Origin of the sequence: Mesorhizobium sp. LNJC405B00 (genome assembly GCF_000502615.1) — a bacterium.
Lineage (GTDB): Bacteria > Pseudomonadota > Alphaproteobacteria > Rhizobiales > Rhizobiaceae > Mesorhizobium.
The window spans coordinates 1-22792 of the sequence record NZ_AYWC01000010.1 but is presented as its reverse complement, the minus strand read 5'-3'; the positions used below and the strand labels follow the sequence as shown (position 1 = coordinate 22792).

The following is a 22792-nucleotide window of genomic DNA, read 5'->3' as shown; positions in this document are numbered from 1 at the left end:
GGCAGGTCCAATGAACCGACTGTTCTGGATCGTGATGGCGGCAATCGGCCTCGGGCTGGTGCTGCTGATGATCAACAACGACGCCGGCAGCACGTTCGGCATCGAGAATTACGATTTCAGCCGTCTGGTCTGGCTGGGGGCGATCGGCTTGCTCGTCAGCGCCGGCCTTGTCCGGTCCGGCAGGCCGCTCGGCGTCATGGCCCGCAATCTCGGCACGTGGGCCCTGATCGTGCTGGCGCTCGTCGCCGGCTACCAGTACCGCTACGAGTTGCAGGATTTCGCCAGCCGGGTGACGGCGGGCCTGGTTCCCGGCAGCCCGCTGGCGCTCGGCGTCGAGGACGGCCATGCCACCGTGACCCTGGACAAGGCCGACAGCGGCCATTTCGAGGCCCGCATCACGATCAACGGCGCGCCGATCCGCACCGTCGTCGATACCGGCGCGACCAGTACAGTGCTCACCGCCGAAGACGCGCAGGCGGCCGGCTTCAATCCGGCAGCGCTGAGCTTCACCGTCCCGGTCTCGACTGCCAATGGCATGGCACGCGCCGCTTCGGTGCGCACCGACGAACTGGCGATCGGCGGCATCGTGCGCAAGAACATGCAGGTCATGGTCGCCGCGCCCGGCGCGCTCAGCCAGAGCCTGCTCGGCATGAATTTCATCGGTTCCCTGTCGGGTTTCGACGTGCGCGGCGACCGGATGATTCTGCGCGACTGAACTGCTTAAGCGGCCTTTTCAACACGGTCGAAATCGACGGCAGCGAACGCAGCCTTCAGCACATCCGGTCCGGCGCCGGGTTTCGTCGCGTCGGTAGACAGTATCTGCCGGAAGCGGCGCGCGCCGGGCAGGCCGTGGAACAGCCCGACCATGTGGCGAGTGACGTGGCCGAGCCGCCCGCCCTGCTCGATATGCCGCGCCGCATAGTCGGCCATCGCGTCGATCAGCGCGGCAAAATCGTAGGCGCCGGCCTTGCCGCCGTAGAATGCCGCGTCGATGCCGGCCAGGATGCCTGGCGTGTGGTAGGCGGCGCGGCCAAGCATGGCGCCATCGACATGATCGAGGTGGCGAGCCGCCTCTTCGAGCGATTGAACGCCTCCATTGATGCCAATGAATTTGTTCGATTTTCTAGCCTTGAGGCAATAGACCCTGTCATAGTCGAGCGGCGGGATGTCGCGATTTTCCTTCGGGCTCAGACCCTCCAGCCAAGCCTTGCGCGCATGCACCCACAGCGCGTCGGCGCCGGCCGCGAAAACGCCGTCGGCCAGCGCGTCGAGCGCGGGCTCCGGATCCTGCTCGTCGACGCCGATGCGGCATTTGACCGTCACCGGGATTTTCACCGCCGCCTTCATCGCCGCCACACAATCGGCGACGAGGTCAGGCACTTTCATCAGGCAGGCGCCGAACGTGCCGGACTGGACGCGGTCGGACGGACAGCCGACATTGAGATTGATCTCGTCGTAACCGAAGCCCTCGCCGATGCGCGCCGCCTCGGCCAGCTTTTGCGGATCGGAGCCGCCGAGCTGCAGTGCCACCGGATGTTCGGTCTCGTCAAAACCAAGCAGCCGCTCGCGCGCACCATGGATGACAGCGTCCGCCACCACCATTTCGGTGTAGAGCAGCGCACGCTGCGTCAACTGGCGGTGGAAGAACCGGCAATGCCGGTCGGTCCAGTCCATCATGGGTGCAATAGCCAGTCTATGATCTTGATTTTTCAGCATTTTTTCTTTAACATCAAATCGTTATAGCAGCCCGAGTGCACGCGAATTTACGCCAGAATACGACCCTTTTCGCCACGTTTCGATCTCTCAGTGCACACGGAGCGCACACGAGAAAATGGCCACCTACACAAAACTCTCGTCCGGTTCATGGCGTGTCCAAGTCCGTCGCAAGGGTTGCTACGTTAGCGAGACCTTTCTGCGCCGAGACGACGCCAGGCGCTGGGCAACCTAAACCGAGCGCCAAGTCGATCGCGGTGAGACGCCGACCAAGTCCGTATAGCGCGCCTGAAAACTTTCGGCGAACCCATCGACCTTCATATCGACGACATGTGCGATGTAGGCAAGTCCCCTCGCCGCTCCAAGGCCGCAGCCCTCGATATGCTCCAAAGACATCTGGGGAAGTGCAACCTAGCAGCGCTCGATCGCGAACGGCTCATTCGTTTTGGTCGTGACCGCGCCGCCCAAGGTGCCGGACCGATGACGCTCGGCATCGACATTGGCTTTGTAAAACTCATTCTGGCTCATGCCGCTGCGGTGCACGGTCTGCCCGTCAAGGTCGAACCGGTTGATCTCGCGCGTATTGCCCTGAAGAGGCTTCGCGTGGTTGGAAAGGCCATCAGCGCGACAGGCGCCCGACGCAGGATGAACTCGACAGGCTCATCGGTCACTTCGTGTCACCATGACGACGTTTCAGATAGCCCATTTAGATGGACCCGTTGCCATCCGATGATTTAGCGGGCTTAGGCTATACTGGCCCGAAGGTGGAGGAGCGCATGCCGGCAGTTTGCAATCGGGGTCATCGGCTACGCTGTCGCGGTAAACTTGCTGGCTTACGCCACCATGTCGTTCGACAAGGCTATGGCCAAAAACGGTGCCCAACGCATTCCAGAGTCGACGCTTCTTACACTCGCCATCATTGGCGGTAGCATCGGGACTGTGATCGCGCAAAAGACGATCCGGCACAAGACGCGCAAGGAGCCGTTCCGCTCCAGCCTCGCTCGCATCGTCCTGCTCCAAGTCCTCGCGGTAATCGCGATTGAAGTGGGATTGCTCTTTCCGGGATTGCCCGAAGCGCTCTCGCAATTACTGACATTCGGAGGCGAATTCGGGGGCCTCTAGTTTCAAGGGTGTCAAGAGCGGACGTTCAAGCGGCACCGGATCAGCGATGAATGCCGGCGCGCGCCCTACCGGAACCGACCCCGACTGCTGGCCATCAATGCGCGGCTAGCGTCAACCTTCGCGAAAAAGGGACGAGCATCGGCACCTTTCGCGAGTACGCGTCGTATTCTGGAAACGCGGCCAAGGACAAGACGCGTACTTCGTTCAACATCCGCCGGTATTGAATGGCAAAATTCACTGCGAGGAGCCAAGAATCGCGATCGTGGTTACCCGGTGGGCACGACATTGGAACCAGCTCGCGAGTTCGGCGTTGCGAGCGGATGATCAGAAGTTTCGCTTACGCTCTTATCATCGTCCAGGTACTCATGGCGACCGCGCTGCTTACACAGGTCTTCCTTACGACCGGTGAGGAAGCCCGTAGCTCAAAACGCTGGATTGCCTTAACGCCAAAGGACGACGAGCGATGCGCCAAGGCGATGTGGCCCAATATTCCTGAACGATGTTTGAAACGGGTCGAGCCGAAGGTGGTGACGCTCGTGCTTAGCCAAAGCAACTAATGGCGCATGGCTCTTTCTGCTGCCATTCGCGGCTGGCCGCGCTGCCGCAGGACCAGCAAAGGTCTGTTAAGCCTCGCTCAATCTCTGCAAGCTATCTTGTTGCCAGTTTGTCGAGGGTGACATGAAGCGCAAGTCGATAATGCTCTTTGCCTTCCCAGCTCTGATCCTGCTGATCCTGGCAGGGGAGCGCATGGCGACCTTCTTGCTGGGAGCTTATCCGGCCAGTCCTACAATGTGGCGGATCTGGCTTGAACTAAGGCCACTGTCGATGATGTTCTGGCAACAGGTCGATCTCTTTGTGGGCGCCTCGATGGTCCTCGATGCTTCCGTCCTGGCTGCCGCATCAATCGTTTGCTGGACGGCGTGCCGCACAAGAAAGTCGGCTGCCTTCTTCTTCCTTGCCAACCACATCGCCCTGCTTTTTGCCGGGTTGATGATCGCCGTCACCAGCCATTCCGAAACGGCGAGCACGATCGCTTCATTCGCCGTACCCGGGGGTCTTCCATTCTCGCTAATGGTTGATTTTACCTTGAAGAACACCCTTGTGCTGTTTTTGGGTGTGACAGCATGCGCCTACTGTCATGTTGTCTTTCTCAGCGAAACCCGGCAGCGGTCCGGAGCGCTGGCCGCGAGGCTTGTTGCTTTGCAGCGAGATCTCTAAGGGTGCCCTATTTTTTCCGGCGTTAGTTGATCTTCCGGTAGTAAACCTTGCCGTCGGCCTGCTCTATGCGCTGGTAGTTGGAGCTTGGGGCAGGCGCTGCGGCCGCGATCCTGTTTTTCGCTGGACGCGGCGCATCGACAACGTTGGGGTCGGTCGCGTCTTCACCATCGAGAACAGCAGGCGCCTCCGCCATGCTGCTGGTCGTGTCGACGGAAGGTTCCGCTGCGCTCGACGTGATTTCGTCATGGGCAATAGGCTGGCTCTGTTCCAGCCGGGCTATGCTCCGGTTGATTTCGCCAAAGCTGCTCTGCAGTTGACTGTCAAGTTTTTCAAATCGGCTCTGAAAACCGTTGTTGACCGTATCCAACTGGCCGCCGATTCGTTGTTCGAACGTCCCGAGTTGTTCCAGGCGCCCTTCCAGAAAGCGCATATCGCTGATGCCGCGGTAGAGATAAACCGCGGCTACCATATTCACCAAAGTGAGCAGGGACGTGCCGATGATGACCGCGCCGATAATGCTTTTGTCGCTCGGTTTCCCAGTGACAGCCTGCTCTCCGATGCGGGCTGCTGTCCCAATCTCGATTGCCGGCATGTCCGGTTCGCTGATCATCGTCATTGAACCACCACCTTTGCGCCGATCGCGACGCGCTTGAAGAGATCGATCACATCGGTGTTGGTAAGGCGAAAACACCCCGATGTTCCGTCGAAGCCAACACCCTTGGGATCGTTGGTTCCGTGTATCCGATAGAGCGTGTCACGCCCGTTCCGAAGCAGATAGAGCGCCCTGGCGCCAAGTGGATTGTAAGGACCGGCAGGCACCATTTGCGGCAGGTCCGGCTGGCGGGCGCGCATCTCGCGGGGTGGGCGCCATTCCGGCCATTCGGTCTTCGCCCCCACCTCGACCACTCCGGTCCAGCCAAATCCGTCGCGTCCGACGCTGATCTGATAGCGAAGCGCCTGGCCTTGTCGGGTCACCAGGTAAAGCGCTTTCTCGTCCTTGCGGATAACGATTGTTCCGGGCTGTTCTGTCGTCTCGAAGGCAACTGTCTTGCGCAGGCTGGGGCCCATTGCCGGCAGCGGCGGCCGATCCGAAAGTGCCGATCGCGCGCTGGCAAAATCCTGGACCAGCACCATCAGCGCAATGCTCATGACGCAGGCCAATCCCGGGCCAATCCGATACCTACTTGGCAGCAGCGTCATCGAGCCGCTCTTTGAACATCCGCTTGAGGTCCTTGTTGAAGCGCGCACGCCCATCCACCTCGGCAGGCAGGATAGCACGGTTCAACGCATCGGTCAGAAGCGCATTGTCCAGCGCGACCGACTTGATGTGCGGCGCCTTGAAGATCTTCTCGAGTTCGCTGCGCGAAAAATGGTTGCCGAACCATTTGCGCTTGTGCTTGTTGGCGACCAGCGTGATGCTGACAGCACTGCCACGCAACTCACGGATCTTCTTGTAAAGCCGTTTGCCTTGCCGCAGTGAGGCGACGTTGAGTTCGAAGACGATGAATATCTCATCGCTCGTCGACAGCACGGAATTGTGCCAGGGCGTCTCGATGTTCGGCAGGTCGATGATGATGTCGTCGAACCGGTAGGCCACAAGGTCCAGCAGCCGGAAGACAAAATCACTGCCCTGCGGTTCGAAAGGCAATTGCGGCCTCTCGAAGGAATAGAGCGTCAGCCCGGACGGGCGCGAGAGCTTGATGACATCCATCAGCTCGACGTCGAGCCTCTCCGGCTGGCCGATGATGCCGCCGAGGTCGAACTGGTTGAACTGGTTGAGATAGGCGCCGCAATTGGCGCTCTGGAAATCGAGGTCGACCAGACAAGTGGAAGCCGCCCGCTCTTTCGACTTCGATGACAGGAACTCGGCCGCCGAGAGAGCAAGCGTCGTCGCGCCGGCGCCGCCGCTCGCACTGATGAAGGTGATGATACGGCTTTTGGTTCCCTGGTTCCCGGTGTCGTGGAAGGTCACCGCATTGAGCAGTTCCTTGCCGTCGAGCGGCTTGTGCAGCCAGTCCGAAGCGTTCATGCGCACCAGCACACGCGTCTGCTCCGACGACAGTTCGTCCGAGACCGCGATAAGCGGCACGGTTGCCCAAAGGGCGCGCACTTCGACGATGCCCGGCCTGCCGAGCAACTCGCCATTGCCGAGGTCGAGGATGACGATGCCGGGGCGCGTGTCCGCGGGCGGCCCTTTAAGGAAGTCGCCGGTCTCGGAAATCCGGACATCATAGATCGCCAGCGCGTCGAGCCGCGTCGCCACATCGCGCTTGAAATTCGCATCCGACGAGAACAGCGCCACCTGCTTTCGCTTGGTCGGAAGGACCTTAGTGTTGATGGCATTCATGACGCAGTACTCTTCAAATCTTCGCCCGTTACCGTACTCAACATGGAGGGCATTGTGAGGTTTCCGTATCCAAGTCCGCCCAGAAAGAAGAACTGGAATGTAATGTTCTGAAGGTTGACAGTGATGGTCGGCACTGGGCCGCCCAGGCGGGTCTGATAGCCGAGGCCGGTAGCGGTGTAGGTCACGACGACGTTGCTGCGCAGCAAGCCGGGGAAAAAGTGACACATGCCGGGTCGCTGGTTTGCTGTCGGCGTGGGGCAGGCATCGTCGTTGGTGACGGCTGTGTCCCCGCGAAAGATGCGGCTGAAATTAGTGGCGTCGAATGCGCCGCTGTTGGTGCAGGAGCCAGTGGAACCGGCATAGCTGCAGGCGAACGGCCCATATATACCGGCAACCACCGGAGCGCCCGGGGTCGTGGTCGGTGCGGCTGTCGTAAGCGCGGTTGCAACCGGATTGGAAATTGATGCGAGCCGAGCGCCGATCTGCACGGCCTTGGTCGCGGCATTCCACTGATACAGGGCATAGCCGAAATCGACGAAGCCAAGGGTCAAGGTAAGCAGCAGCGTCATCGCGATGGCCATTTCGACCATCGTCGCTCCGTCTTCCGATGTCACGAACCGCTTCATCATCATCAAAATCGGATGAACCGCTCCTGATGGCTGGCGGTTAGCGTGATCGGGCCGATGCCAAGTAGCGACAGCATGCCGATGTCGCTGTAAAGAAGGGTGCCGGAAGCCGTCACAACGCAGACTTGGGATGTCGTCGAGAGGTAGAGAACGACCCCGTTGACGTCGACCGTGTTGTAGCAAGTAGAAGTGTTGATGGTCACGTTAAAACCAGGAACGCGCTCAGTGCCGCCAGCTACATTGCCGCGCTCGGCAATGTTTTCCGCAACGGCAGCACAGTTAATTGTCAGATTGGCTTGAGTGTAGATTTGGCTATTGCAACGTGAGGCGAAACGCGCTCCATCGTCAAGGCCGGCTTCCATCAACAGCTTGTCATGGATCAGATTGCCGAACTCGAACACGCCAGCCGACAAGAGCAGCATCAGCGGCGCCACTATCGCCATTTCAAGAAGCACCGTGCCACGCTGGTCGCGCCTAAATCTCCGGAGATGGCGAGCTATCAGCCGAACCATTGTCGTCATCACCGGTAAAGCTGCGCTTCGTCGCGCAGGAAGTTGTCGAGCGTCCCTTGTCCGCCGCGGCCAGTAATGTCGACGAGCTCGACAAAGACCGACCCTCCCTGCGACGCACCCGGAACGGGTTCCGTCATGAAGAAACTGCCGAAGGCTTCAACGGGAAGGTTGGTGCTGTTGCCGCTCAAATTGTTGCCGGCGGCCTGAAGCGCGTTGCAATTAAGGAGCGCGCCGTAGAGCAAGCGACGATCAACGGAAGTCACCGGAGGCTGGCAGGAGCTCGGCGGGGTTCCCACCTCGCCGCCTGCCGAGGCTGTTCCGACCAGGCTATTCGCAAGCTCGTGTTTGTAGACCTGGTACCGGGTCGGCGTGGTCGTATTCCACGAAGAGGGGTAGCTGGCGGAGCCGAAATTGGTGCTCCAGTAACCGGAAAGGTTCCAGTTTCCGTCGCCCATGCGTCCGCCCATATAGGGCGTGGTGGCATCCCGGGGCAGACCCATATTGCCCGTTCCATTGAACGTCAATTGGTTATAGGAAGGGCATTGATTCCCCCCTCCATTCCCCTGCCCGTTCCCTCCAGTTATCGCTCCCTTGCGAACGTTTGCGGCCGGGCCGTATTCCGGGCTGTTGAAAGCATTGCCGCTGGCGTTGATACCGAACCGAACGTTGAACGCGTCCTGGACCGGGCCGTTGTTCTGGCCGGTCTTGGTGCTTACGCCCTGCGCCGAATAGCAGCCACGGGGTGTCGAGGTGGCGATTGTCTGTGCGAGTGCCTGAGCGCCATTGCCGACATCATCCGGCGGTGCCAGGAAGCCGAAATTGCCCGGCCCATAGGCGGAGTTGTTTCCCACCAATCGCAGTTCGATCAGCCGGCGATGAATAGCTGGGTCGGTCACAGCCTGCTCGAGCGTCGCCCCACCCGCCGAATTGGTGCCATTCACCATCTCATATGGGTTGCACATGAAGACGGGGGTGTAATTGCAGACGCCGGAGGTGAACCCGGCCACCGAGGCGGTGCTGAGATTGTAGCTGCTGTTGGCTGTACCTCCCGAGGAGACGATGGAAACGGGGAAAAACGACGTGAAGCTCTCAGGATGTGCCTCTACCTGAATGAACCGGGTCACGATTGCCGATGCGGCATAGTTGGCTGACGTAATCGGATCGGAGTCGTTTGTCGGTATGGAGGCGAGGAAACACCATGAAATCTGCCCTTTCGACCGGCACGCCGAATAGGTCGAGTTCACACTGGTGGCTCCGGTGCCAGTGGTCAGCGGTACGGTGCCTCCATCCGAGAACCTGGTGCTGTTGGAAACGAGATTGGACAGAGCGTTCTCGGCGCGCGTCCATGCATCGGATCGACCGTTCAACTCGGCCGCGGCGGCAAGCGCCAGTGCGTCGGTGCCTTTCTGCAGGTCGTTGTGCAGATTGTTCACCCGGCTCGCGTCGATCGCCAACAGCGAGAAGCCGATGATCGCCGGCAGCATGATGCTGACGAGGATGAGCGCAATACCCCTTTGATCGTTCCAGAACGCCCTAATGGTCCCCAACATGACCTTACTCTCTGCTTCCTTGCACCGAGCCCCTCGCTCACCCGGCGCATTGCGACCGCATCCTTCTGTTCAATTCGCTCCGTTGTTCACCGCCCCGCCTACATTGACCGTGATCGCAGGCGGCGGTGGTGGTGGCGGTGGAAATTTGTAGCCCTGGGCAACAGCGGCAGCCCGCGTGCCGTCGCCTTCGATATGTGTGTTCTTCGAGTTCGGATTGAACGGATCGACTGTCTGAGCCAGCGAATTGTATTTCTGCGTATCGCCGGCGGCCAGAGTCACCGTGTCGTAGTGGTTCAGATAATCGGCGGCGCAGCCTGATAGTGCACCGGCGCACAGAATGAGGATCACGACACTATTTCTTGACATAGAGCATCTTGTCCTTCGATTTGAAGTCCAGCATGTGGCCATAGGGTCCAGTCACGCCGTCGCCCGTTTCGTATTTTCGGATCATATCCTTGTTCACCTCAAGCTGACCGAGCACGAAGAATTCCGGATCGTTGGCCGGCCGTGTCTTGTCGAACGGCGTCGCCAGCTGTTCGCCGGGCTTGACCGGCCGCACGACATGCGGCGTGACGATGACGACCAGTTCGGTCTCTTCCTTCTGGTTGCTCGAATTGCGGAACAGCGAGCCGATGACCGGCACCTGGCCGAGCCATGGCACCTGGTTCTGCAGCTTGGTGGTCTTGCTGGACAGCAGCCCTCCGACCGCGAAGCTCTGGCCGTCGCGCAGTTCGACGACGGTATCAAGCTTGCGGTTGGTGAAGATCGGGTCGCCGGCGGTGGTGAAGCTGGTCAGATCGCTGACTTCCGGCGCCAGCTTCATATGGATCTTGCCGTCGTCGAGCACGATCGGCGTGAACAGCAGATTGACGCCGAATTGCTTGTACGTGACGGTTATCTGGCCATCATTGCCGACGACACGGATGGGCACTTCTCCGCCGGCGTTGAAGCTGGCCGGCTCACCGGACAAGGTGGTGAGATTGGGTTCAGCCAGCGTACGCACAACTCCCTTGGCCTCGAGCGCTTCAATGATCAGGTCGACCTTGATGTTGCTGTCGATCACCTGGGTGATCAGGGTCGCGAAAGGATTCGACTTCGACAGCAGGCCCGTCACCAGCTCACCAGGGTCTACACCGGGTGCTTGGGTAGCTGCGATGCCCGTTCCAAACTTGGTTGCATTGCTGCCCCTGCTCCTGAACGAAACGCCGAGGTCTCGGCCGGCATTGCGCTTGGCTTCGAGAATGCGCACTTCCAGGTTCACTTGCTGGCTGTCGTCGACAATAACTGAGTTGATGATTGCGTCGGGGCCATATTGCTGCGCCACCTCCATGATGGATGCCAGCGTGGCGCCGTCCTTGACGTGACCCCCAAGCCTCACCTTGCCGTTGATCGAACCGATCTCGATGCGCGCCTTGGGCGCCACCTGGCGGATCGCCTGCGCCATGTCGCTAACGTCGACGCCGACTTCGATCTGGATTACGCCCAGCGAGCGCTTTTCCGGGGAGAAGAGATTGACCGTGGTGGTGCCGGCGCTCTTGCCGATCACATAAAGCGTCCGGTCGGTCATCGGCTGGGCATCGGCGATCTTCTCGTCGCCGACAACGATATCGCCGAGATTGGCGCTCACCTGGAGGGTCACCGACTGCGACATCGGCAGGAAGATGCGATGGACGCTCGGGTTCGATACGTCGATGAAGCGGTCGGCTGCTTCAGCCCTAAGGCTCGACGTCAGCAGCGCAGCCAAACAGGACAACGCGGCCGCCGCTACCCTCATCCAAAACCCCTGCATCCCCATCTCCCAAACTGCGGCCACCGCCAGCCCCCGCTTCGCCGCGCTTTGTTATGGTTGTCGCGGCACGTCATAGGATTCGAGCTTCACGCCCCGAAACACGCCCACTGTAACATTCTTCGGCGGTGCCGGCTCCAAATACTTGATAACTTCCTTGACTACTTCTTTTGATGCGGGTGCCGTCACCACGGCCGGAACCGGCTTGACCTTGCTCAACTGGTCGAGCTGGCTTCCCACTCTGTCCACGGCCTTTTCCAATCCGGCGATCTTGTCATCCGCGCGCTTGCGCTCCGCCGCGGCCGCGGCATCGGCTGCCACCTTCTTGTCGCGTTCGGCCTGCTTGGCTGCGACGTCGGCTGGCGTTTCGGCAGTCAGGTCTGACACCGTGACGCGTTCGGTCGTCTCGCCCTTGCTGGCGGCTGCCTGGCGCAACGCCAGTGACAATTGGCCGGCGCCGGCGGCCAAAGTAAGCTTCTGCGCATCCTTGGTGCTGACTTCGAGCGTCACCGCTTTGACGACGGTAGGGCTGTCCTTGCTCTCATCGGCGACCTGGTCGACGGCGAGCACCTTCATGCTCTGCAACAGCACATCGACAAAACTTTGATCCACACCTTCGGTGTTGCGTACCGTGCGAGTCAGCAGGATATCGACACGGTCGCCGGGGAAGACGAAGCCGGCGACGCCAAGCACGTCATTGACCCTGATGGAAACGGCTTTCATGCCTTCGCCGAGCACTGCCGAAAGCGTGGCGCGCTGGCCGGGGCCGGTGATCTTGGTGGCGAGAATTGGTTCGTTGACGCCGATCGCCTGCAGCGCCTGCTTCGAACCTTCTCCGGCCAGCAGGTCCTTTGTTGTCTTGAAGGCGCCAGTCGGAACCGCGCCCGTCGGCCACGCGACTTCGCGCAATTTGTCGGCGGACAGTGTGTCACCAAACTTCAGCGCCACTGACGCCACGACGACCGTATCGCGAGGGATATCGCCTGTCTTTGCAATCGCACTACGCTGGTTGGCCAGCCAGATATTGGCGAGCACAACCGCCAGCACTCCGAACACGCCGGCGAGAATGATCATTATGACTGTATTTGCGCGCATGAGCCCAACCCCAGGAGGCTTGTTAAATCAGCCGCGTTTGTCCGGCGGCTAAATCTCAGGCCCGGACCCCCTGTCCGGGCCTGAGGAGAGCGCGAGTGATCAGCTACCCGTGCCACCCACGGCGCAACTGCCAGGTCCAGCATTCAGACCAACGCAGAGAGCGGTGAAACGTCCGGTCACCCACAACCCGATGCCGACGATGATCAGAATAGACGCGGTGGCGATAATGCCGACCAGGATGGAATATTCGACCATAGCAGCGCCGTTTTCGTCGTCGCGGAACTGCCGGGTCATCGTCATGAGCTTCTTCATGTCAATTTCTCCCCTTTGGAGTTGAACCCGACGAGACAGAGCCAGGATGAACTCCATACCCAAGCATCCCCCGTCACCTCAATCCTAAGGCTCGCGAAAAAGCAGAGTCAAACGGGATTAACAATTCCTTAACCTTCCAATACCTATGCTCGCGAGTTCAAGGGCGATTTGAATTCTGACAAGAGCTTGATTGTGCTGAATTTTCAATCGTCCTTAACCATTCGTTCACAATTTGGCCACAGCTAAGGCGAAAGAGGGTCGTATTAGCCAGGCGGCATATTCCTTTATATCTAATGGCTTACCGACCTTTTTCACCCGCATGCGGTTCGTTGCGGTATGAAAGGTTCCGTGAGGTGGGTTTCGTGTTTGATGACAGCCGAGCGCGGCGTGAAATAAAAACGTTTTTTTACGTCAGGGCTTTAACTATGTTGTAAGTATCAGGTGATCGCCGCCTCGCTCGGCGCTTGTGCCTCCCTTGGTTAACGTTTAGTTTCCGGTCCGGGGAATTGTCGAGGGGTTGAATGCGATGTTGGGCCGCTTCATCAAGGGACCGAATGAGACGCGGGCGCCGCAGGCTCCGGTACCCGTCGTGGTGATTCCGAGCGTTCAATCTCCAACGATGGATGCGGCAGAGGGTGGCGACGACTTCCTGACGCTCAAGGTCGAGATCCACCGCCATCTGATCGACCGCTTCAACCTGGCCGCGCTCGAAACAGCAACCAAGGACGAGATCCTCAACGAAATCAGGCCGATCGTACGGGAGTTTGTCCGCAGTCGAAACGTTCCGTTGAATGCACGTGAACTCGATCAACTGACCAGCGACACCGCCGACGAGATGCTCGGACTGGGGCCGATCGAACCGCTGCTCAAGGACGACTCGATCGCTGATATCCTGATCAACACGCACAACCGCGTCTTCATCGAGCGGCGCGGCGTGATCGAAGAAACTTCGATTCGTTTTCGTGACGAGGCGCATCTGCTGCGCATAATCAACAAGATCGTTTCGGCGATCGGCCGGCGTGTTGATGAATCGGCGCCGATGGTCGACGCCCGCCTAGCAGACGGGTCGCGCGTCAACATCGCGGTGCGGCCGATCTCGGTGGATGGCCCGCTGGTCTCGATTCGAAAATTTTCAAAAAACCCCTATTCGCTCGAACGCCTGATGGCGTTCAACTCGATTCGCCCGCCAATGATCGAGCTGCTGCGGATCGCCGTGCAGTCGCGCAAATCTATCCTGGTTTCGGGCGGCACCGGCAGCGGCAAGACGACGTTGCTTAACGCGTTGTCGAGCTACATCCCTTCGAAAGAGCGCTTGATCACCATCGAGGATGCGGCCGAACTGCAATTGCAGCAGCCGCATGTCGGCCGTCTGGAGACGCGGCCTCCCAATGTCGAGGGCAGAGGCGAGGTTCGTCAGCGCGAATTGCTGAAGAACGCGCTTCGCATGCGGCCGGACCGCATCATCGTCGGCGAGGTTCGCGGCGAGGAGGCCTTTGACATGCTGCAGGCCATGAACACCGGCCACGAGGGGTCGATGACCACCATCCATGCCAACACGCCGCGTGATGCCATCTCGCGCCTTGAGCAGATGGTCGGCATGGCCGGCATGCCGATGACCCATGATGCCATCCGGGCACAGATCGCATCCGCCATTGACATCATCGTGCAGACGCAGCGCCTTTCCGATGGCGGCAGGCGTGTTATCTCCATATCGGAACTAACCGGCATGGAAGGCAATGTCGTCCAGCTCCAGGAAATCTATCATTTTGTTCGGCGCGATGTTGCCGCCGACGGCACGATCATCGGAGATTTTCGGGCAACGGGTGTCCGACCGCGCTTTGCCCCGGAAGCGGCTACGCTGGGACATCATTTTGCGAAGGACGCATTCAATCCTCAGGTTGCGCTGTGATGCCGACCGGACAGACCCTGCTTTATTTCATCTACGTATTGGCGGCCGCCTCGGTGATCCTTGCGGTCGAGTCTGTCTACGTGTCGTATTCCGCGCGGCATGCAAGGCTCGGAGTTATCAATCGCCGACTAAAGCGGCTCGGAGAGGAGGGTCCGGCAGAACAGACACTGCAAGGTTTGTTGCTCGAGCGAGGCCTGACCAGCACCGGCGACTACCTTTTTGGAGCGATAGGTTTAAACAGGCTTTATACGCAGTCGGGTACCACGGGGAATCCAATCCTCTTTGCAGTGATCTTTCTGCTCGCGGGACTGGTTGTTGGACTTCTCGCTACACTGGTCTTCAACCTGCAGATGGTTATCGGGTTCATTGCCTTTCTCGTCATCGGCTTCGTGCTGCCCTTGCTGGTTCTGCGGCGAGCCCGCAATAAACGAATCCTCAAATTCGCCCGGCAACTTCCTGACGCTCTTGACATGATCGTGCGGTCGCTGAAGGCCGGTCATCCAGCATCGGTTGCAATCAGCTTGGTCGCACGTGAGATGCCTGACCCGATAGGAACCGAATTCGGCATCGTGTCGGACGAGATCACTTTCGGTCTCAGCCTGGAGCAGGCAGTGCGAAAGCTGTCGGAGCGGGTCGGCTTCGAGGGTTTGCATTTGCTGTCGGTCTCACTCTCGATCCAATCCAAGACGGGCGGCAATCTCACCGAAATCCTGGGCAATCTTTCGTCGGTCCTGCGTGAGCGGCAAAAACTGCGCTTGAAGATCAAAGCGCTTACGTCGGAAGGGCGAATGTCGGCTTGGATCATATCCTTGTTTCCTGTGGTAATGTTCCTGGCTCTTGAGGTCACCGCGCCCACCTACTATGGCACCGTCTGGAACAGTCCGCTGATGTTGCCGGCGTTTGCAATTTCCGCGGGCTGGGCGCTGTTGGGCGACTTCATGATGTATCGAATGGTCAACTTCGATATCTAGCGGGGCGAAGCACAGATTTGTTCGCGAACTTGCAGGACCTGAGTTTTTTGATCTCCATTACGGTCTTTTTGACCGCGGTGGCCCTGTTCCTTTTTGGAGCGCTCATCTTTCTTCCGGCGCTGCAGACGCGAAAACTGGTGACGCAGAGCCTGATTGCCGACGGCATTGCTGACCGCCGCTCTTTGCTGGGACAGGAGAAGCTTGCGAGGATCGCTGCCCAGCGTCCGATCGAAGCCTATTTCCGGTCTGTCGAGAAGGCGCGCGGAGAGCCAAACGCACTGGAAGCCAAACTTTTCCGTGCTGGTTTCTATAAAGCCGGCGCGCCGTTGATCTACACAGTGTCGCGGCTCGCAGTGGTGTGTTTGGGCTTCCTGGGTTGCTATGCGATTCTGTCGCGGGTACTGCCGCCAAATTTGCCGGCTTTCATACCTTACGTCGTCTCCGCTTTATTCGGTCTCGCCTGCCTGGTGATTCCAAGCGTCATGCTCGACCGCTTTGAAAATGGACAAAAGCGGGTTTACCAGCGCGGCTTTCCCGACTTCATGGACATGATGATCACCTGCGCCGATGCCGGCATGAGCCTGGAAGCGGCGGTCGAGCGTGTCAGCCAGGAACTGGCCGGCACCCACAAATGGTTGGGCATTCAACTGGCGATCATGAATCTGCAAATGCGCGCCGGCAAGCCGATGCGGGAGGCGCTGCGTGAACTCGCCGACCGCTTGGGACTTGATGAGGCACGGACTCTGGCGGTGCTTTTCAGGCAGTCGGAGGAACTTGGCACCAGCCTGACTGAAGCTTTGCGGGTTTATAGCGACGAGATGCGAAGCCAGCGTATCTTTCGCGCCGAGGAACGTGCCAATTCCTTGCCGGTCAAAATGATGATCCCGTTGGGACTTTGCGTCTTTCCTGTAGTGCTTATGGTCATCCTGCTGCCTGTAATCATCCGCATGAAAGGCGTTTTCTTCTAGTTGCATATATTCTTTTGTCCTAATATGGGTCGGGGACTCACGGGGAGATTGTATGAAAAGGCCAATTGCAGTCGTGGCCTGCCTGTTCATGGCGGCACTCGTCGGCTGTCAGACGGCGGACACAACCGACGGTGTCGTTCGCACCAACGAGCCATCGAAAGGCGATGTCACGTCCTTCGGCGATGCTTTCGATGGGCTGAAGACAGTCGGGGACGTCGAATATTACGCCTCCGATCAGGCTGTTGCCGAGGCCAAGAACCAGTTCCGCGCGGAAAATTACGGCAATGCCGGCGCCCTGTTCTTCAAGGCGACGCAACTGGCCCCCAATGACGGTGGCGCCTGGATGGGACTGGCCGCATCCTGCGACCGGATCCACCGCTTCGACCTTGCCGACCGGGCCTATGGCCGTGCCTTCAAGCTGGTTGGCGCGACGCCCGAATATTACAACAATGTCGGCTATTCCCATCTGCTGCGCGGCAAGCTGCAAGACGCGCGCAGCAATTTTCTCAAGGCCTACGAACTGGCACCCAACGATCCGACTGTGGTCAACAATCTGAAGCTCCTGTCGTCCAGCGTGCAGAACATCGAGCGGTAGAGCCCCAACATGTTGCTTGCCGCGTCGCTGCTGCTGAAGGCGTTTGCGATCCCTCTGCTTGCGAGGATTGCCTGGCTCGACTTCACCACTCAGAAGATATCCAACAGCAACGTGCTGCTGCTGCTTTGCCTGGGCGCAGGCTCACTGCTGTTGTTGGCCCTTCCGTCCGACTCTTGGTGGGACATGACGCTGAGCACGCTTGCCGGCCTGCTGCTGTTTATCGTGCTCTTTCCGTTCTGGGTCTTGCGCAAGGTCGGAGCCGGCGATGTCAAGCTGATGGCGGTCATACCGTTCCTGGTCGGCGGCAGCGGCCTCGTCGTGTTTTCTCTGCTCCTGATGGTGTTCGCAGTGGTAATGGCCATGGTGATGAAAAACCCGTTTCTGCTGCCGGCAGGCGCGTTTCGCCTCTATGTCCAGCACATGGACCGCAAGGGTGTCGTGCCTTTCGGCGTGCCGATTTCGGCAGCTGCGACTGGCGCAATTGCCTTCCAGATATACGGGAGTTGGCTGCTGGCCAGCAGTTCGGGAGTTCTGCAGCAGTTGAACTAAGCCGTAGACTCATAAGCGCGCAGCCATAGCCGCATCGAGGCGAGTTGAACCATGGCGAGAAAGTTCTCGGCCAACTTGTCGTATCGAGTGGCGATGCGGCGGAAGTGCTTCAGCTTGGAGAAAAACCATTCGACAAGGTTGCGCTAACGGTAGAGCCATGTGCTGAAGTAGGGCTTGCTACGCCGGTTGGACTTTGGCGGGATATTGGCCATGGCCCCTTCTCGCGGAGGGAGGCGCGGATATGATCGGCATCATAGGCCTTGTCCGCTAAGACGATCGTGTCGCGGCCAACATGGTCGAGCAGATCATCAACAACTTGCCCGTCGTGGGTCTGGCCTGCCGTTAGGCTGAGCCGGATCGGGAGCCCTTGCGCATCTACGACGACGTGGATCTTGGTCGTGAGGCCGCCTCGGGAACGACCGAGACAATGATCTCGATCCCCCTTTTTGCCGTCGCGGCCTGTTGGTGGACGCGAACGGAAGTGCTCTGGATGTCGCCTTCGTAGGCGGCGGTGATGGCGTCCATCAGCCCGTCCCACACGCCCGCCGTCCGCCATCGCACGAAGCGGTCGTAGCAAGTGGTGCGGGGCCATAGCGTTTCCGGCAGGTCGCGCCAAGGCGCACCGGATCGCAGCACCCAGAAGATGCCGTTCAGCACGCGGCGGTCGTCAACTCGCGGCACGCCTCTCGGCTTGTTGGGCAGAAGTGGTTGGGTCACGCGCCACTCGAAGTCAGTCAGGTCATATCGGCTCATGACGATCCTGGTTCATATTCGGGCGCAACATGAAAGCCGCTCAGTTGTGACGCCCTTGATAGCGGATGTCACACTTTTCGACTAAGACGTTTGCATGAGTGAGCAGCCAGTAGTCTTGTCGTTGGAACTCGAAGCCATCCCAGCCGATGGCCCTTCGATACCTTTCAAACTTGAAGTTCAGAGCCCCTTCTTAGAGCGAGAGATGCAGTGGCGGTGTGTCATTCGATGGGCGATTTTCAGAGGCCGCTCCGCATTGCTGGAGGCGATCCCCTTCAAGCCTTATGCCCTCGCGATTGATTTTGCTCGGTGGACTTTGCGAACCTTTGAAGAGAGCGGCGGAAGGCTAATGTGCGAGGGAGATCGGTTCCCCCTGGAGGCCTATTTTTTTACGCCACCGGCGTGAACCCATCCTTCTCTCAGATTTATGGGTTCACGACCTAGCTCTTGGCGTGGCCATAAGCTCTTCGCTATTGGACGGCCAATTACCGCCCTACCCATCGCCCGCAATATAGCCAGATCATCACAGTTGCGACGATCGCCAGATAACCGTCGGTGGCGTAGTGCCATCCGAAGTAGATCGAGCCGAACATGACAAGGCCTGCGTAGATCCAGGCGATCAAGCCGGCCCATCGGTTGAGGCTCCAGAGGAAAAGGGCGTTCAGGACAGCGATGGCAACATGGAAACTCGGCATTGCCGAAATACCAGTACCGATCGACGCTTTATGGGTCGTGTAGGACGAATAAAGATAGTCGGCGATCAGGAGGATGTCGGGGCCGGCATTGCTCGCCTTTAGCGACATCATGAGGTCTTCGAACCTGTCAGACTCAAACATCCGATCGTAGAAGATCGGCCCAGCCGAAGACGCGGTCAACCGCAAGATCACGCCCAGAACAATCACCACGACGGTGAGCGACAGAAAGTAGCGCTGACGCTTCAAAGCATCGTCAAGCCAAGCTGCTACGACAACGATGCCGGCAAGCAGAACAAACCACAGATGGGAATAAAGTATATAAAGCGCCCGATCAGCAAAGGCCGGAATTGGCAGAGCACGCAGCCATTGCCAAGGGTCGCCGAAATGCAGGGCGGTGTCGATTGTCGCCAGGATTTCATCAGCGAAGAACGGCACCATCTGCGAGAATTCGTGCTTGAAGGTTGTGAATGCAGCCAGACTAAGAATGAAGACTCCGAGCGTGCACGTCGCTCCGATGCCTCGTGACTTCAGCTTGTCCCGCAACCAGCTGAGTGGGGAGCGCGGCCGGTTGATCATAGCGGCAATGGCGAGCCCGAACAGTATCAGGAAGGGCGGCAGGAAATAGAGGATCAGCAGCCGCTGTGTTCCCAGTGCCGCAAGGTAGGTTTCAGGGAACAGGCCAGCCGCGACACCAGCGTAGCAAAGGCCGAAGATCGCCAGTTTTGCCGATAGCCCTTTCCTCGGTGCGGAAGTTACGTCAGCGCTCGCCGCCATATTCGCTTCTTTGGCGGGGCTTTTTTCAGAAGGACCGGAGCGTCGACCACGACCGGCGATGGTGGGGTAAAGGTAAAGTATTCGACGACCTTGACGAAACCGCCGGCACCTGCGCTCGCAATCGCGCAAATCAGAAGCATTCTCAAAAAGCCCACGCGCAAATCGCTCCTCAAGCCGCGAGATAGGATGCGCCCGACTTAATTAAGAAGCAACTACTTCGCTCGCGCGTGCGCATGAAGCGATGAATGCCATCGCCGGGCACGGTGCAGGGACAAAACTGTCAAACCAAATACTCTTGTTTGACGGTTTTGCCAGCATGCAACTGAAACACCTGGCCGGGCCAGCTATTCCACACTGAGCCGATAGCCGATGCCGCGCACTGTCTGCATCCAGACCGGATTGGACGCATCGCGCTCGATCTTGCGGCGCAGGCGGTTGATCTGGACGTCGATGGTGCGCTCGCTGACTTCGGAATCGTCGCCGACCAACTCATGGAGCGGGATGGTTTCGCCGGCGCGCGCGGCGAAGATCGCCGGGATCTCCTGCTCGCGGTGGGTCAGCTTCAGCGCGCCTCGCCGCCCCGCCTCATCTCGCGCCTGGACAGCGTGCCATGCGTTCCCCTGGGCTCCCTAACGAGATTGGCAAGATCATCGAAGGTCGCTTCATTGGCAGGTTCCAGATCGCACCGATGTCGATCTGAATCCTCGCTTGGGTGGCAGGCTTCATCAAAATGAAGGGACATAGTTCACCAACGTATGGGATCCATGGACCGAGAAAACTTTGGGAGGTTGCAGGAATGTGTTGGCTGGAAGATCGCCGACGTGCGCGGTCCGCGAAATCGATCATTGAACTTGAATGCGCTAAGCGTGCCGCCAAGACAGCCAGATTGAAATCGCTTCGCTTGATTCAGGCTTTGCCAGAGGCGGACCCGCACGTTTCGTTCAACGAGGAACTCGACTGTTCGGTGCTTGTCGCCGCACTGGCTCGGGAACGTGTACGGACGCAGCAGTAGCGCGGCGAGCTGTGCCTCATGAGCAAGCGCAGCATGAACTTCCTCGAAAATGGATGGCAAGACATCTACCGAACGCCTTCACGGATGACCTAGCCGCCATCAGTGGTTTGGCAGACCAGGCCTACGTCTACATGATGGGTGTCAGCAAGAAGCGCGAGGTCGAGGCGGCGGCGCAGGCGCTGCTTGCGGCGGCCGGCGCTGGCAAGGTGTCCAACTTAGGACAAAAGCTGCGCCCTCTACGCCGGCAACTGCGAAGCGGAGAGCAAATGGCTGGCTCGCGCGGCCAGCTCATCAGACCGTAGCACGCCGGTTTGCGCATTCGTGTCAGGATGGAAGGTCCCATGTCAGCCGACAGCGACTGCGGCTGGAGATAGCAGCGCCCGCATCCTGAATGCTGCGCCCCTACAAGCCGCGATGGAAGCTTGGATCGGTGGCAAGCCTGTCGCGGCCGGCGCGCTCTATTGAGCCGTGAAGGCTTTGCATACGCAGGCGCGACCGGGAGCGCCGCCGACAAGCCTGCATTCGGCCGCCATCCTACGGCCGATGCTGGCGATGTCGGCTATCGCCGAGCCGCAACGACGGCCACTCAGGGTGCCATGCCGACCAGAGGTCACCGAAGGAGCCCGCGTCCACCTCCGAGAACGGGGCTTTCTGTCGAGCGTCTCGCTGCCGTCGACTGCGCCCCCTTCCCGGCCCAAGTCTCCTCAACTGCGGGCCCAGCCGCCGCACACTGCATTAAGAATGGAATCGCTCTTCTCGCAATGTGGAGTAAACATCCACACATTGTGAAATCGCCGTCTAACCCATTGAAAAATAGCGCCCAACCGCAGCGCAATGTGCTCCCTTTTATCCTGCCATCTTCCGGTTGTTCGTAAGCGTCCGGTCTCTGCACCCAGATTGAGTAGTGCAATAGCGCGACATGTCGGGCTCCTTCGTTGCATGGAGGATCTCCGGTGAATTTGAGACATTTCGAGAACAAGGCGCGGCAGTCCTATTGGATGGTTCACGTCGAGGCGTGGCCACGAAGCGGTCTGACGCGGACGGAATATTGCCGTGTGCATCGCCTGACGAAGGACACGCTCGATCGCTGGCTGAAGTACTTTGCGGCCAACGACGCGGCACGTAAGCAGGCGGAATATCAGGCGGAATTGCGCCGCCAGAAGCGTCTGGAAGAGCGAGCGAAGCGGCAGAAAAAAGCGCGCTCGGCTGCGCTTCGCGGTGAGCACGGATGTGCGTAACCGTGCTGTCCAGGCGTTCTGGGCGATGCATGTCGAGTCGATGAACTGGAGCGGCACGGGCATCCGTGAATACGCCGCCGCGCTGCATCTTTCGCCGACGAGCCTGCGCACATGGCGTGACCGACTGGACGAGGGTGAGGTCGAAATCGACTGGCGGGCACATCTTCATCCCTCCGCCCGTCCGGTCGTTGGCACTAGTGCTAGCGGAACGCTGGCAGAATCGAGCTTAACGGCCTCATCGAAGGTTGATCCAGGCGCCCGTCGGCAACCTGTCCGACGCTTCTTCAGCGACGAGGAAAAGCATGCCATCGCGCTGGAGAGTGACCAGCCTGGTGTCAGCGTCTCGCAGGTCGCGCGCAAGCACGGGATCTCACGGGTATGCTGTTCCGCTGGCGCGTGCAGTTCGGCGTCGCGCAGATGAAGCGCGCGAAGCTTGCCCCCGTCACGCTGACTGAGGGCACGCCAGCGGCACTTCTGCTGCGTGAACTCGTGCAGCCGCCGGATGGAACGATCGATCTGCCTGACGGCCGACGCGTATTTGCGCCCACCGGCAGCGATCCGGATGCCGTTCGTGAGCATCTCGGAAGCGGAGCAACAGGACCATGATGATCGTTCCCGCGGGCGTGAAGGTGCATCTGGCGCTGGGCTACACCGATATGCGCAAAGGTCTCGACGGACTCGCCATGCTGGTGCAGCAAACGCTGAAGCAGGACCCATTCTCGGGCAATCTGTTTGCCTTCCGGGGCAAGAAAAGGCGTCGATGCTGAAGATACTGTTCTGGGACGGAAACGGGTTGTGCCTGTTCACAAAACGGCTCGACCAGGGCAGCTTCGCGTGGCCAGTGATGGCCGGCTTCAATGGCTCGATCACGCTGACGCCGGCGCAGGAACGGCTTTCTTGTCTCGCGAGGAATGGCGGCGCTCGGGGTCCCCATGCGCTTGCCGCATCGGGTGGGAGCCGACAGGGGAAGAAAGTCGAGACGCGCCGTTGCGGCCTAGGCGGTCGAGGCTTCAGCCGTCCTTCGGCCAGATCAGCCCATTGAAGAGGGGT

At 59.4% G+C, this 22792-nt stretch carries 26 protein-coding genes and 2 pseudogenes; 14 read left to right on the top strand and 14 right to left on the bottom strand.

Annotated features, from left to right (window positions below):
• Nucleotides 1-10: 10 nt before the first annotated feature.
• Nucleotides 11-715: a TIGR02281 family clan AA aspartic protease gene (locus X756_RS146870; RefSeq protein ID WP_023726599.1), complete on the top strand. Its 705-nt coding sequence runs from the start codon at nucleotides 11-13 to the stop codon at nucleotides 713-715.
• 5 nt (nucleotides 716-720) lie between these two features.
• Here X756_RS146870 and dusA read toward each other — a convergent pair whose 3' ends face one another.
• A complete protein-coding gene (gene dusA, locus X756_RS146875) occupies nucleotides 721-1716 on the bottom strand; it encodes a tRNA dihydrouridine(20/20a) synthase DusA (RefSeq protein ID WP_023730561.1) in 996 nt (331 codons plus the stop codon).
• Between the two features lie 477 nt (nucleotides 1717-2193).
• On the opposite strand from dusA, the gene X756_RS1000000170000 reads away from it, so the two are divergent.
• The 3 genes from X756_RS1000000170000 to X756_RS146890 all read left to right on the top strand — a co-directional run bounded on the left by X756_RS1000000170000 (nucleotide 2194) and on the right by X756_RS146890 (nucleotide 4053).
• Nucleotides 2194-2451, top strand: a complete 258-nt coding sequence (locus X756_RS1000000170000) for a hypothetical protein (RefSeq protein WP_245264546.1) — start codon at nucleotides 2194-2196, stop codon at nucleotides 2449-2451.
• Nucleotides 2452-2538: 87 nt separating this feature from the next.
• Nucleotides 2539-2835 (top strand): DUF1294 domain-containing protein, encoded by a 297-nt coding sequence (locus X756_RS146880; RefSeq protein WP_023730558.1) that lies wholly within the window; start codon nucleotides 2539-2541, stop codon nucleotides 2833-2835.
• Between the two features lie 678 nt (nucleotides 2836-3513).
• Nucleotides 3514-4053 carry a hypothetical protein gene (locus X756_RS146890; RefSeq protein WP_023730556.1) on the top strand — a complete coding sequence of 180 codons (540 nt, stop codon included), beginning with the start codon at nucleotides 3514-3516 and terminating at the stop codon, nucleotides 4051-4053.
• A gap of 22 nt (nucleotides 4054-4075) precedes the next feature.
• Here the strand turns inward: X756_RS146890 and X756_RS146895 are convergent, their stop codons facing one another.
• From X756_RS146895 to X756_RS146940, 10 genes are all read right to left on the bottom strand, one after another.
• Nucleotides 4076-4669, bottom strand: coding sequence for a hypothetical protein (locus X756_RS146895; RefSeq protein WP_023730555.1), 594 nt, complete (start codon nucleotides 4667-4669; stop codon nucleotides 4076-4078).
• On the bottom strand, nucleotides 4666-5253 hold the full coding sequence (locus X756_RS146900) for a L,D-transpeptidase (RefSeq protein WP_023730554.1): 588 nt from the start codon (nucleotides 5251-5253) through the stop codon (nucleotides 4666-4668). Before X756_RS146900 ends, X756_RS146895 begins: the two co-directional genes overlap by 4 nt.
• Nucleotides 5234-6400: an AAA family ATPase gene (locus X756_RS146905; RefSeq protein WP_023730553.1), complete on the bottom strand. Its 1167-nt coding sequence runs from the start codon at nucleotides 6398-6400 to the stop codon at nucleotides 5234-5236. The genes X756_RS146900 and X756_RS146905 overlap by 20 nt, the downstream gene beginning before the upstream one ends.
• A complete protein-coding gene (locus X756_RS146910; RefSeq protein ID WP_245264545.1) occupies nucleotides 6397-6990 on the bottom strand; it encodes a TadE/TadG family type IV pilus assembly protein in 594 nt (197 codons plus the stop codon). The genes X756_RS146905 and X756_RS146910 overlap by 4 nt, the downstream gene beginning before the upstream one ends.
• Nucleotides 6991-7031: 41 nt before the next feature.
• Complete coding sequence (locus tag X756_RS146915; RefSeq protein ID WP_280806615.1) at nucleotides 7032-7538, bottom strand: pilus assembly protein; 507 nt, start codon at nucleotides 7536-7538, stop codon at nucleotides 7032-7034.
• Nucleotides 7539-7546: 8 nt separating this feature from the next.
• Entirely contained in the window at nucleotides 7547-9088 is a 1542-nt protein-coding gene (locus X756_RS146920) for a pilus assembly protein TadG-related protein (RefSeq protein ID WP_023730550.1), read from the bottom strand.
• Nucleotides 9089-9157: 69 nt separating this feature from the next.
• Entirely contained in the window at nucleotides 9158-9436 is a 279-nt protein-coding gene (locus X756_RS146925; RefSeq protein ID WP_245264543.1) for a hypothetical protein, read from the bottom strand.
• A gap of 4 nt (nucleotides 9437-9440) precedes the next feature.
• Nucleotides 9441-10877 (bottom strand): type II and III secretion system protein family protein, encoded by a 1437-nt coding sequence (locus X756_RS146930; protein WP_023730548.1) that lies wholly within the window; start codon nucleotides 10875-10877, stop codon nucleotides 9441-9443.
• Between the two features lie 51 nt (nucleotides 10878-10928).
• Nucleotides 10929-11969 (bottom strand): Flp pilus assembly protein CpaB, encoded by a 1041-nt coding sequence (gene cpaB, locus X756_RS146935; RefSeq protein ID WP_023730547.1) that lies wholly within the window; start codon nucleotides 11967-11969, stop codon nucleotides 10929-10931.
• A 99-nt stretch (nucleotides 11970-12068) separates the two neighbouring features.
• A complete protein-coding gene (locus X756_RS146940; protein ID WP_023730546.1) occupies nucleotides 12069-12281 on the bottom strand; it encodes a Flp family type IVb pilin in 213 nt (70 codons plus the stop codon).
• Nucleotides 12282-12807: 526 nt separating this feature from the next.
• Between X756_RS146940 and X756_RS146945 the strand changes: the two genes are divergently transcribed.
• Genes X756_RS146945 through X756_RS146965 form a run of 5 tightly spaced genes read left to right on the top strand, consistent with a single transcriptional unit; the run spans nucleotide 12808 to nucleotide 17273 of the window.
• A complete protein-coding gene (locus tag X756_RS146945) occupies nucleotides 12808-14190 on the top strand; it encodes a CpaF family protein (protein WP_023730545.1) in 1383 nt (460 codons plus the stop codon).
• Nucleotides 14190-15161 carry a type II secretion system F family protein gene (locus tag X756_RS146950; protein WP_023730544.1) on the top strand — a complete coding sequence of 324 codons (972 nt, stop codon included), beginning with the start codon at nucleotides 14190-14192 and terminating at the stop codon, nucleotides 15159-15161. The genes X756_RS146945 and X756_RS146950 overlap by 1 nt, the downstream gene beginning before the upstream one ends.
• Before the next feature lie 17 nt (nucleotides 15162-15178).
• Nucleotides 15179-16129 carry a type II secretion system F family protein gene (locus X756_RS146955; protein ID WP_023730543.1) on the top strand — a complete coding sequence of 317 codons (951 nt, stop codon included), beginning with the start codon at nucleotides 15179-15181 and terminating at the stop codon, nucleotides 16127-16129.
• Nucleotides 16130-16181: 52 nt separating this feature from the next.
• The gene (locus X756_RS146960; RefSeq protein ID WP_023730542.1) at nucleotides 16182-16724 is read left to right on the top strand and encodes a tetratricopeptide repeat protein; all 543 of its coding nucleotides are present in this window, start codon (nucleotides 16182-16184) and stop codon (nucleotides 16722-16724) included.
• A 9-nt stretch (nucleotides 16725-16733) separates the two neighbouring features.
• Nucleotides 16734-17273, top strand: coding sequence for a prepilin peptidase (locus X756_RS146965; RefSeq protein WP_023730541.1), 540 nt, complete (start codon nucleotides 16734-16736; stop codon nucleotides 17271-17273).
• Here X756_RS146965 and X756_RS1000000167805 read toward each other — a convergent pair.
• The 3 genes and pseudogenes from X756_RS1000000167805 to X756_RS1000000166760 all read right to left on the bottom strand — a co-directional run.
• Nucleotides 17270-18026, bottom strand: a pseudogene (locus X756_RS1000000167805) (IS5 family transposase). The gene X756_RS146965 and the pseudogene X756_RS1000000167805 sit on opposite strands and share 4 nt — an antisense overlap.
• A gap of 482 nt (nucleotides 18027-18508) precedes the next feature.
• Entirely contained in the window at nucleotides 18509-19492 is a 984-nt protein-coding gene (locus X756_RS0134845; RefSeq protein WP_023730539.1) for a phosphatase PAP2 family protein, read from the bottom strand.
• 344 nt (nucleotides 19493-19836) lie between these two features.
• Nucleotides 19837-20096 (bottom strand): annotated as a pseudogene (locus tag X756_RS1000000166760) (winged helix-turn-helix domain-containing protein); the annotation flags it as partial.
• A 461-nt stretch (nucleotides 20097-20557) separates the two neighbouring features.
• Here X756_RS1000000166760 and X756_RS1000000169995 point away from each other — a divergent pair.
• From X756_RS1000000169995 to tnpB (X756_RS1000000169975), 5 genes are all read left to right on the top strand, one after another.
• On the top strand, nucleotides 20558-20806 hold the full coding sequence (locus tag X756_RS1000000169995) for a hypothetical protein (RefSeq protein ID WP_023730536.1): 249 nt from the start codon (nucleotides 20558-20560) through the stop codon (nucleotides 20804-20806).
• A gap of 651 nt (nucleotides 20807-21457) precedes the next feature.
• The gene (locus tag X756_RS1000000169990; RefSeq protein ID WP_023730535.1) at nucleotides 21458-21742 is read left to right on the top strand and encodes a hypothetical protein; all 285 of its coding nucleotides are present in this window, start codon (nucleotides 21458-21460) and stop codon (nucleotides 21740-21742) included.
• Between the two features lie 378 nt (nucleotides 21743-22120).
• A complete protein-coding gene (locus X756_RS1000000169985) occupies nucleotides 22121-22348 on the top strand; it encodes a hypothetical protein (RefSeq protein WP_023730533.1) in 228 nt (75 codons plus the stop codon).
• Nucleotides 22345-22509: an IS66 family insertion sequence element accessory protein TnpB gene (tnpB, locus tag X756_RS1000000169980; RefSeq protein ID WP_245264541.1), complete on the top strand. Its 165-nt coding sequence runs from the start codon at nucleotides 22345-22347 to the stop codon at nucleotides 22507-22509. The genes X756_RS1000000169985 and tnpB (X756_RS1000000169980) overlap by 4 nt, the downstream gene beginning before the upstream one ends.
• Nucleotides 22503-22784 carry a transposase gene (tnpB, locus tag X756_RS1000000169975; RefSeq protein ID WP_245264540.1) on the top strand — a complete coding sequence of 94 codons (282 nt, stop codon included), beginning with the start codon at nucleotides 22503-22505 and terminating at the stop codon, nucleotides 22782-22784. The genes tnpB (X756_RS1000000169980) and tnpB (X756_RS1000000169975) overlap by 7 nt, the downstream gene beginning before the upstream one ends.
• Nucleotides 22785-22792 lie beyond the last annotated feature (8 nt).

Bases quoted from the DNA above. Each gene is read 5' to 3' on its own strand.
- X756_RS146870 (WP_023726599.1), top strand. From the start codon at position 11: ATGAACCGACTGTTCTGGATCGTGATGGCGGCAATCGGCCTCGGGCTG.
- dusA (WP_023730561.1), bottom strand. From the start codon at position 1,716: ATGCTGAAAAATCAAGATCATAGACTGGCTATTGCACCCATGATGGAC.
- X756_RS1000000170000 (WP_245264546.1), top strand. From the start codon at position 2,194: ATGACGCTCGGCATCGACATTGGCTTTGTAAAACTCATTCTGGCTCAT.
- X756_RS146890 (WP_023730556.1), top strand. From the start codon at position 3,514: ATGAAGCGCAAGTCGATAATGCTCTTTGCCTTCCCAGCTCTGATCCTG.
- X756_RS146895 (WP_023730555.1), bottom strand. From the start codon at position 4,669: ATGACGATGATCAGCGAACCGGACATGCCGGCAATCGAGATTGGGACA.
- X756_RS146900 (WP_023730554.1), bottom strand. From the start codon at position 5,253: ATGACGCTGCTGCCAAGTAGGTATCGGATTGGCCCGGGATTGGCCTGC.
- X756_RS146905 (WP_023730553.1), bottom strand. From the start codon at position 6,400: ATGAATGCCATCAACACTAAGGTCCTTCCGACCAAGCGAAAGCAGGTG.
- X756_RS146910 (WP_245264545.1), bottom strand. From the start codon at position 6,990: ATGGTCGAAATGGCCATCGCGATGACGCTGCTGCTTACCTTGACCCTT.
- X756_RS146915 (WP_280806615.1), bottom strand. From the start codon at position 7,538: ATGGTTCGGCTGATAGCTCGCCATCTCCGGAGATTTAGGCGCGACCAG.
- X756_RS146920 (WP_023730550.1), bottom strand. From the start codon at position 9,088: ATGTTGGGGACCATTAGGGCGTTCTGGAACGATCAAAGGGGTATTGCG.
- X756_RS146930 (WP_023730548.1), bottom strand. From the start codon at position 10,877: ATGCAGGGGTTTTGGATGAGGGTAGCGGCGGCCGCGTTGTCCTGTTTG.
- cpaB (WP_023730547.1), bottom strand. From the start codon at position 11,969: ATGCGCGCAAATACAGTCATAATGATCATTCTCGCCGGCGTGTTCGGA.
- X756_RS146940 (WP_023730546.1), bottom strand. From the start codon at position 12,281: ATGAAGAAGCTCATGACGATGACCCGGCAGTTCCGCGACGACGAAAAC.
- X756_RS146945 (WP_023730545.1), top strand. From the start codon at position 12,808: ATGTTGGGCCGCTTCATCAAGGGACCGAATGAGACGCGGGCGCCGCAG.
- X756_RS146950 (WP_023730544.1), top strand. From the start codon at position 14,190: ATGCCGACCGGACAGACCCTGCTTTATTTCATCTACGTATTGGCGGCC.
- X756_RS146960 (WP_023730542.1), top strand. From the start codon at position 16,182: ATGAAAAGGCCAATTGCAGTCGTGGCCTGCCTGTTCATGGCGGCACTC.
- X756_RS146965 (WP_023730541.1), top strand. From the start codon at position 16,734: ATGTTGCTTGCCGCGTCGCTGCTGCTGAAGGCGTTTGCGATCCCTCTG.
- X756_RS0134845 (WP_023730539.1), bottom strand. From the start codon at position 19,492: ATGGCGGCGAGCGCTGACGTAACTTCCGCACCGAGGAAAGGGCTATCG.
- X756_RS1000000169995 (WP_023730536.1), top strand. From the start codon at position 20,558: ATGGCAAGACATCTACCGAACGCCTTCACGGATGACCTAGCCGCCATC.
- X756_RS1000000169985 (WP_023730533.1), top strand. From the start codon at position 22,121: ATGCTGTTCCGCTGGCGCGTGCAGTTCGGCGTCGCGCAGATGAAGCGC.
- tnpB (WP_245264541.1), top strand. From the start codon at position 22,345: ATGATGATCGTTCCCGCGGGCGTGAAGGTGCATCTGGCGCTGGGCTAC.
- tnpB (WP_245264540.1), top strand. From the start codon at position 22,503: ATGCTGAAGATACTGTTCTGGGACGGAAACGGGTTGTGCCTGTTCACA.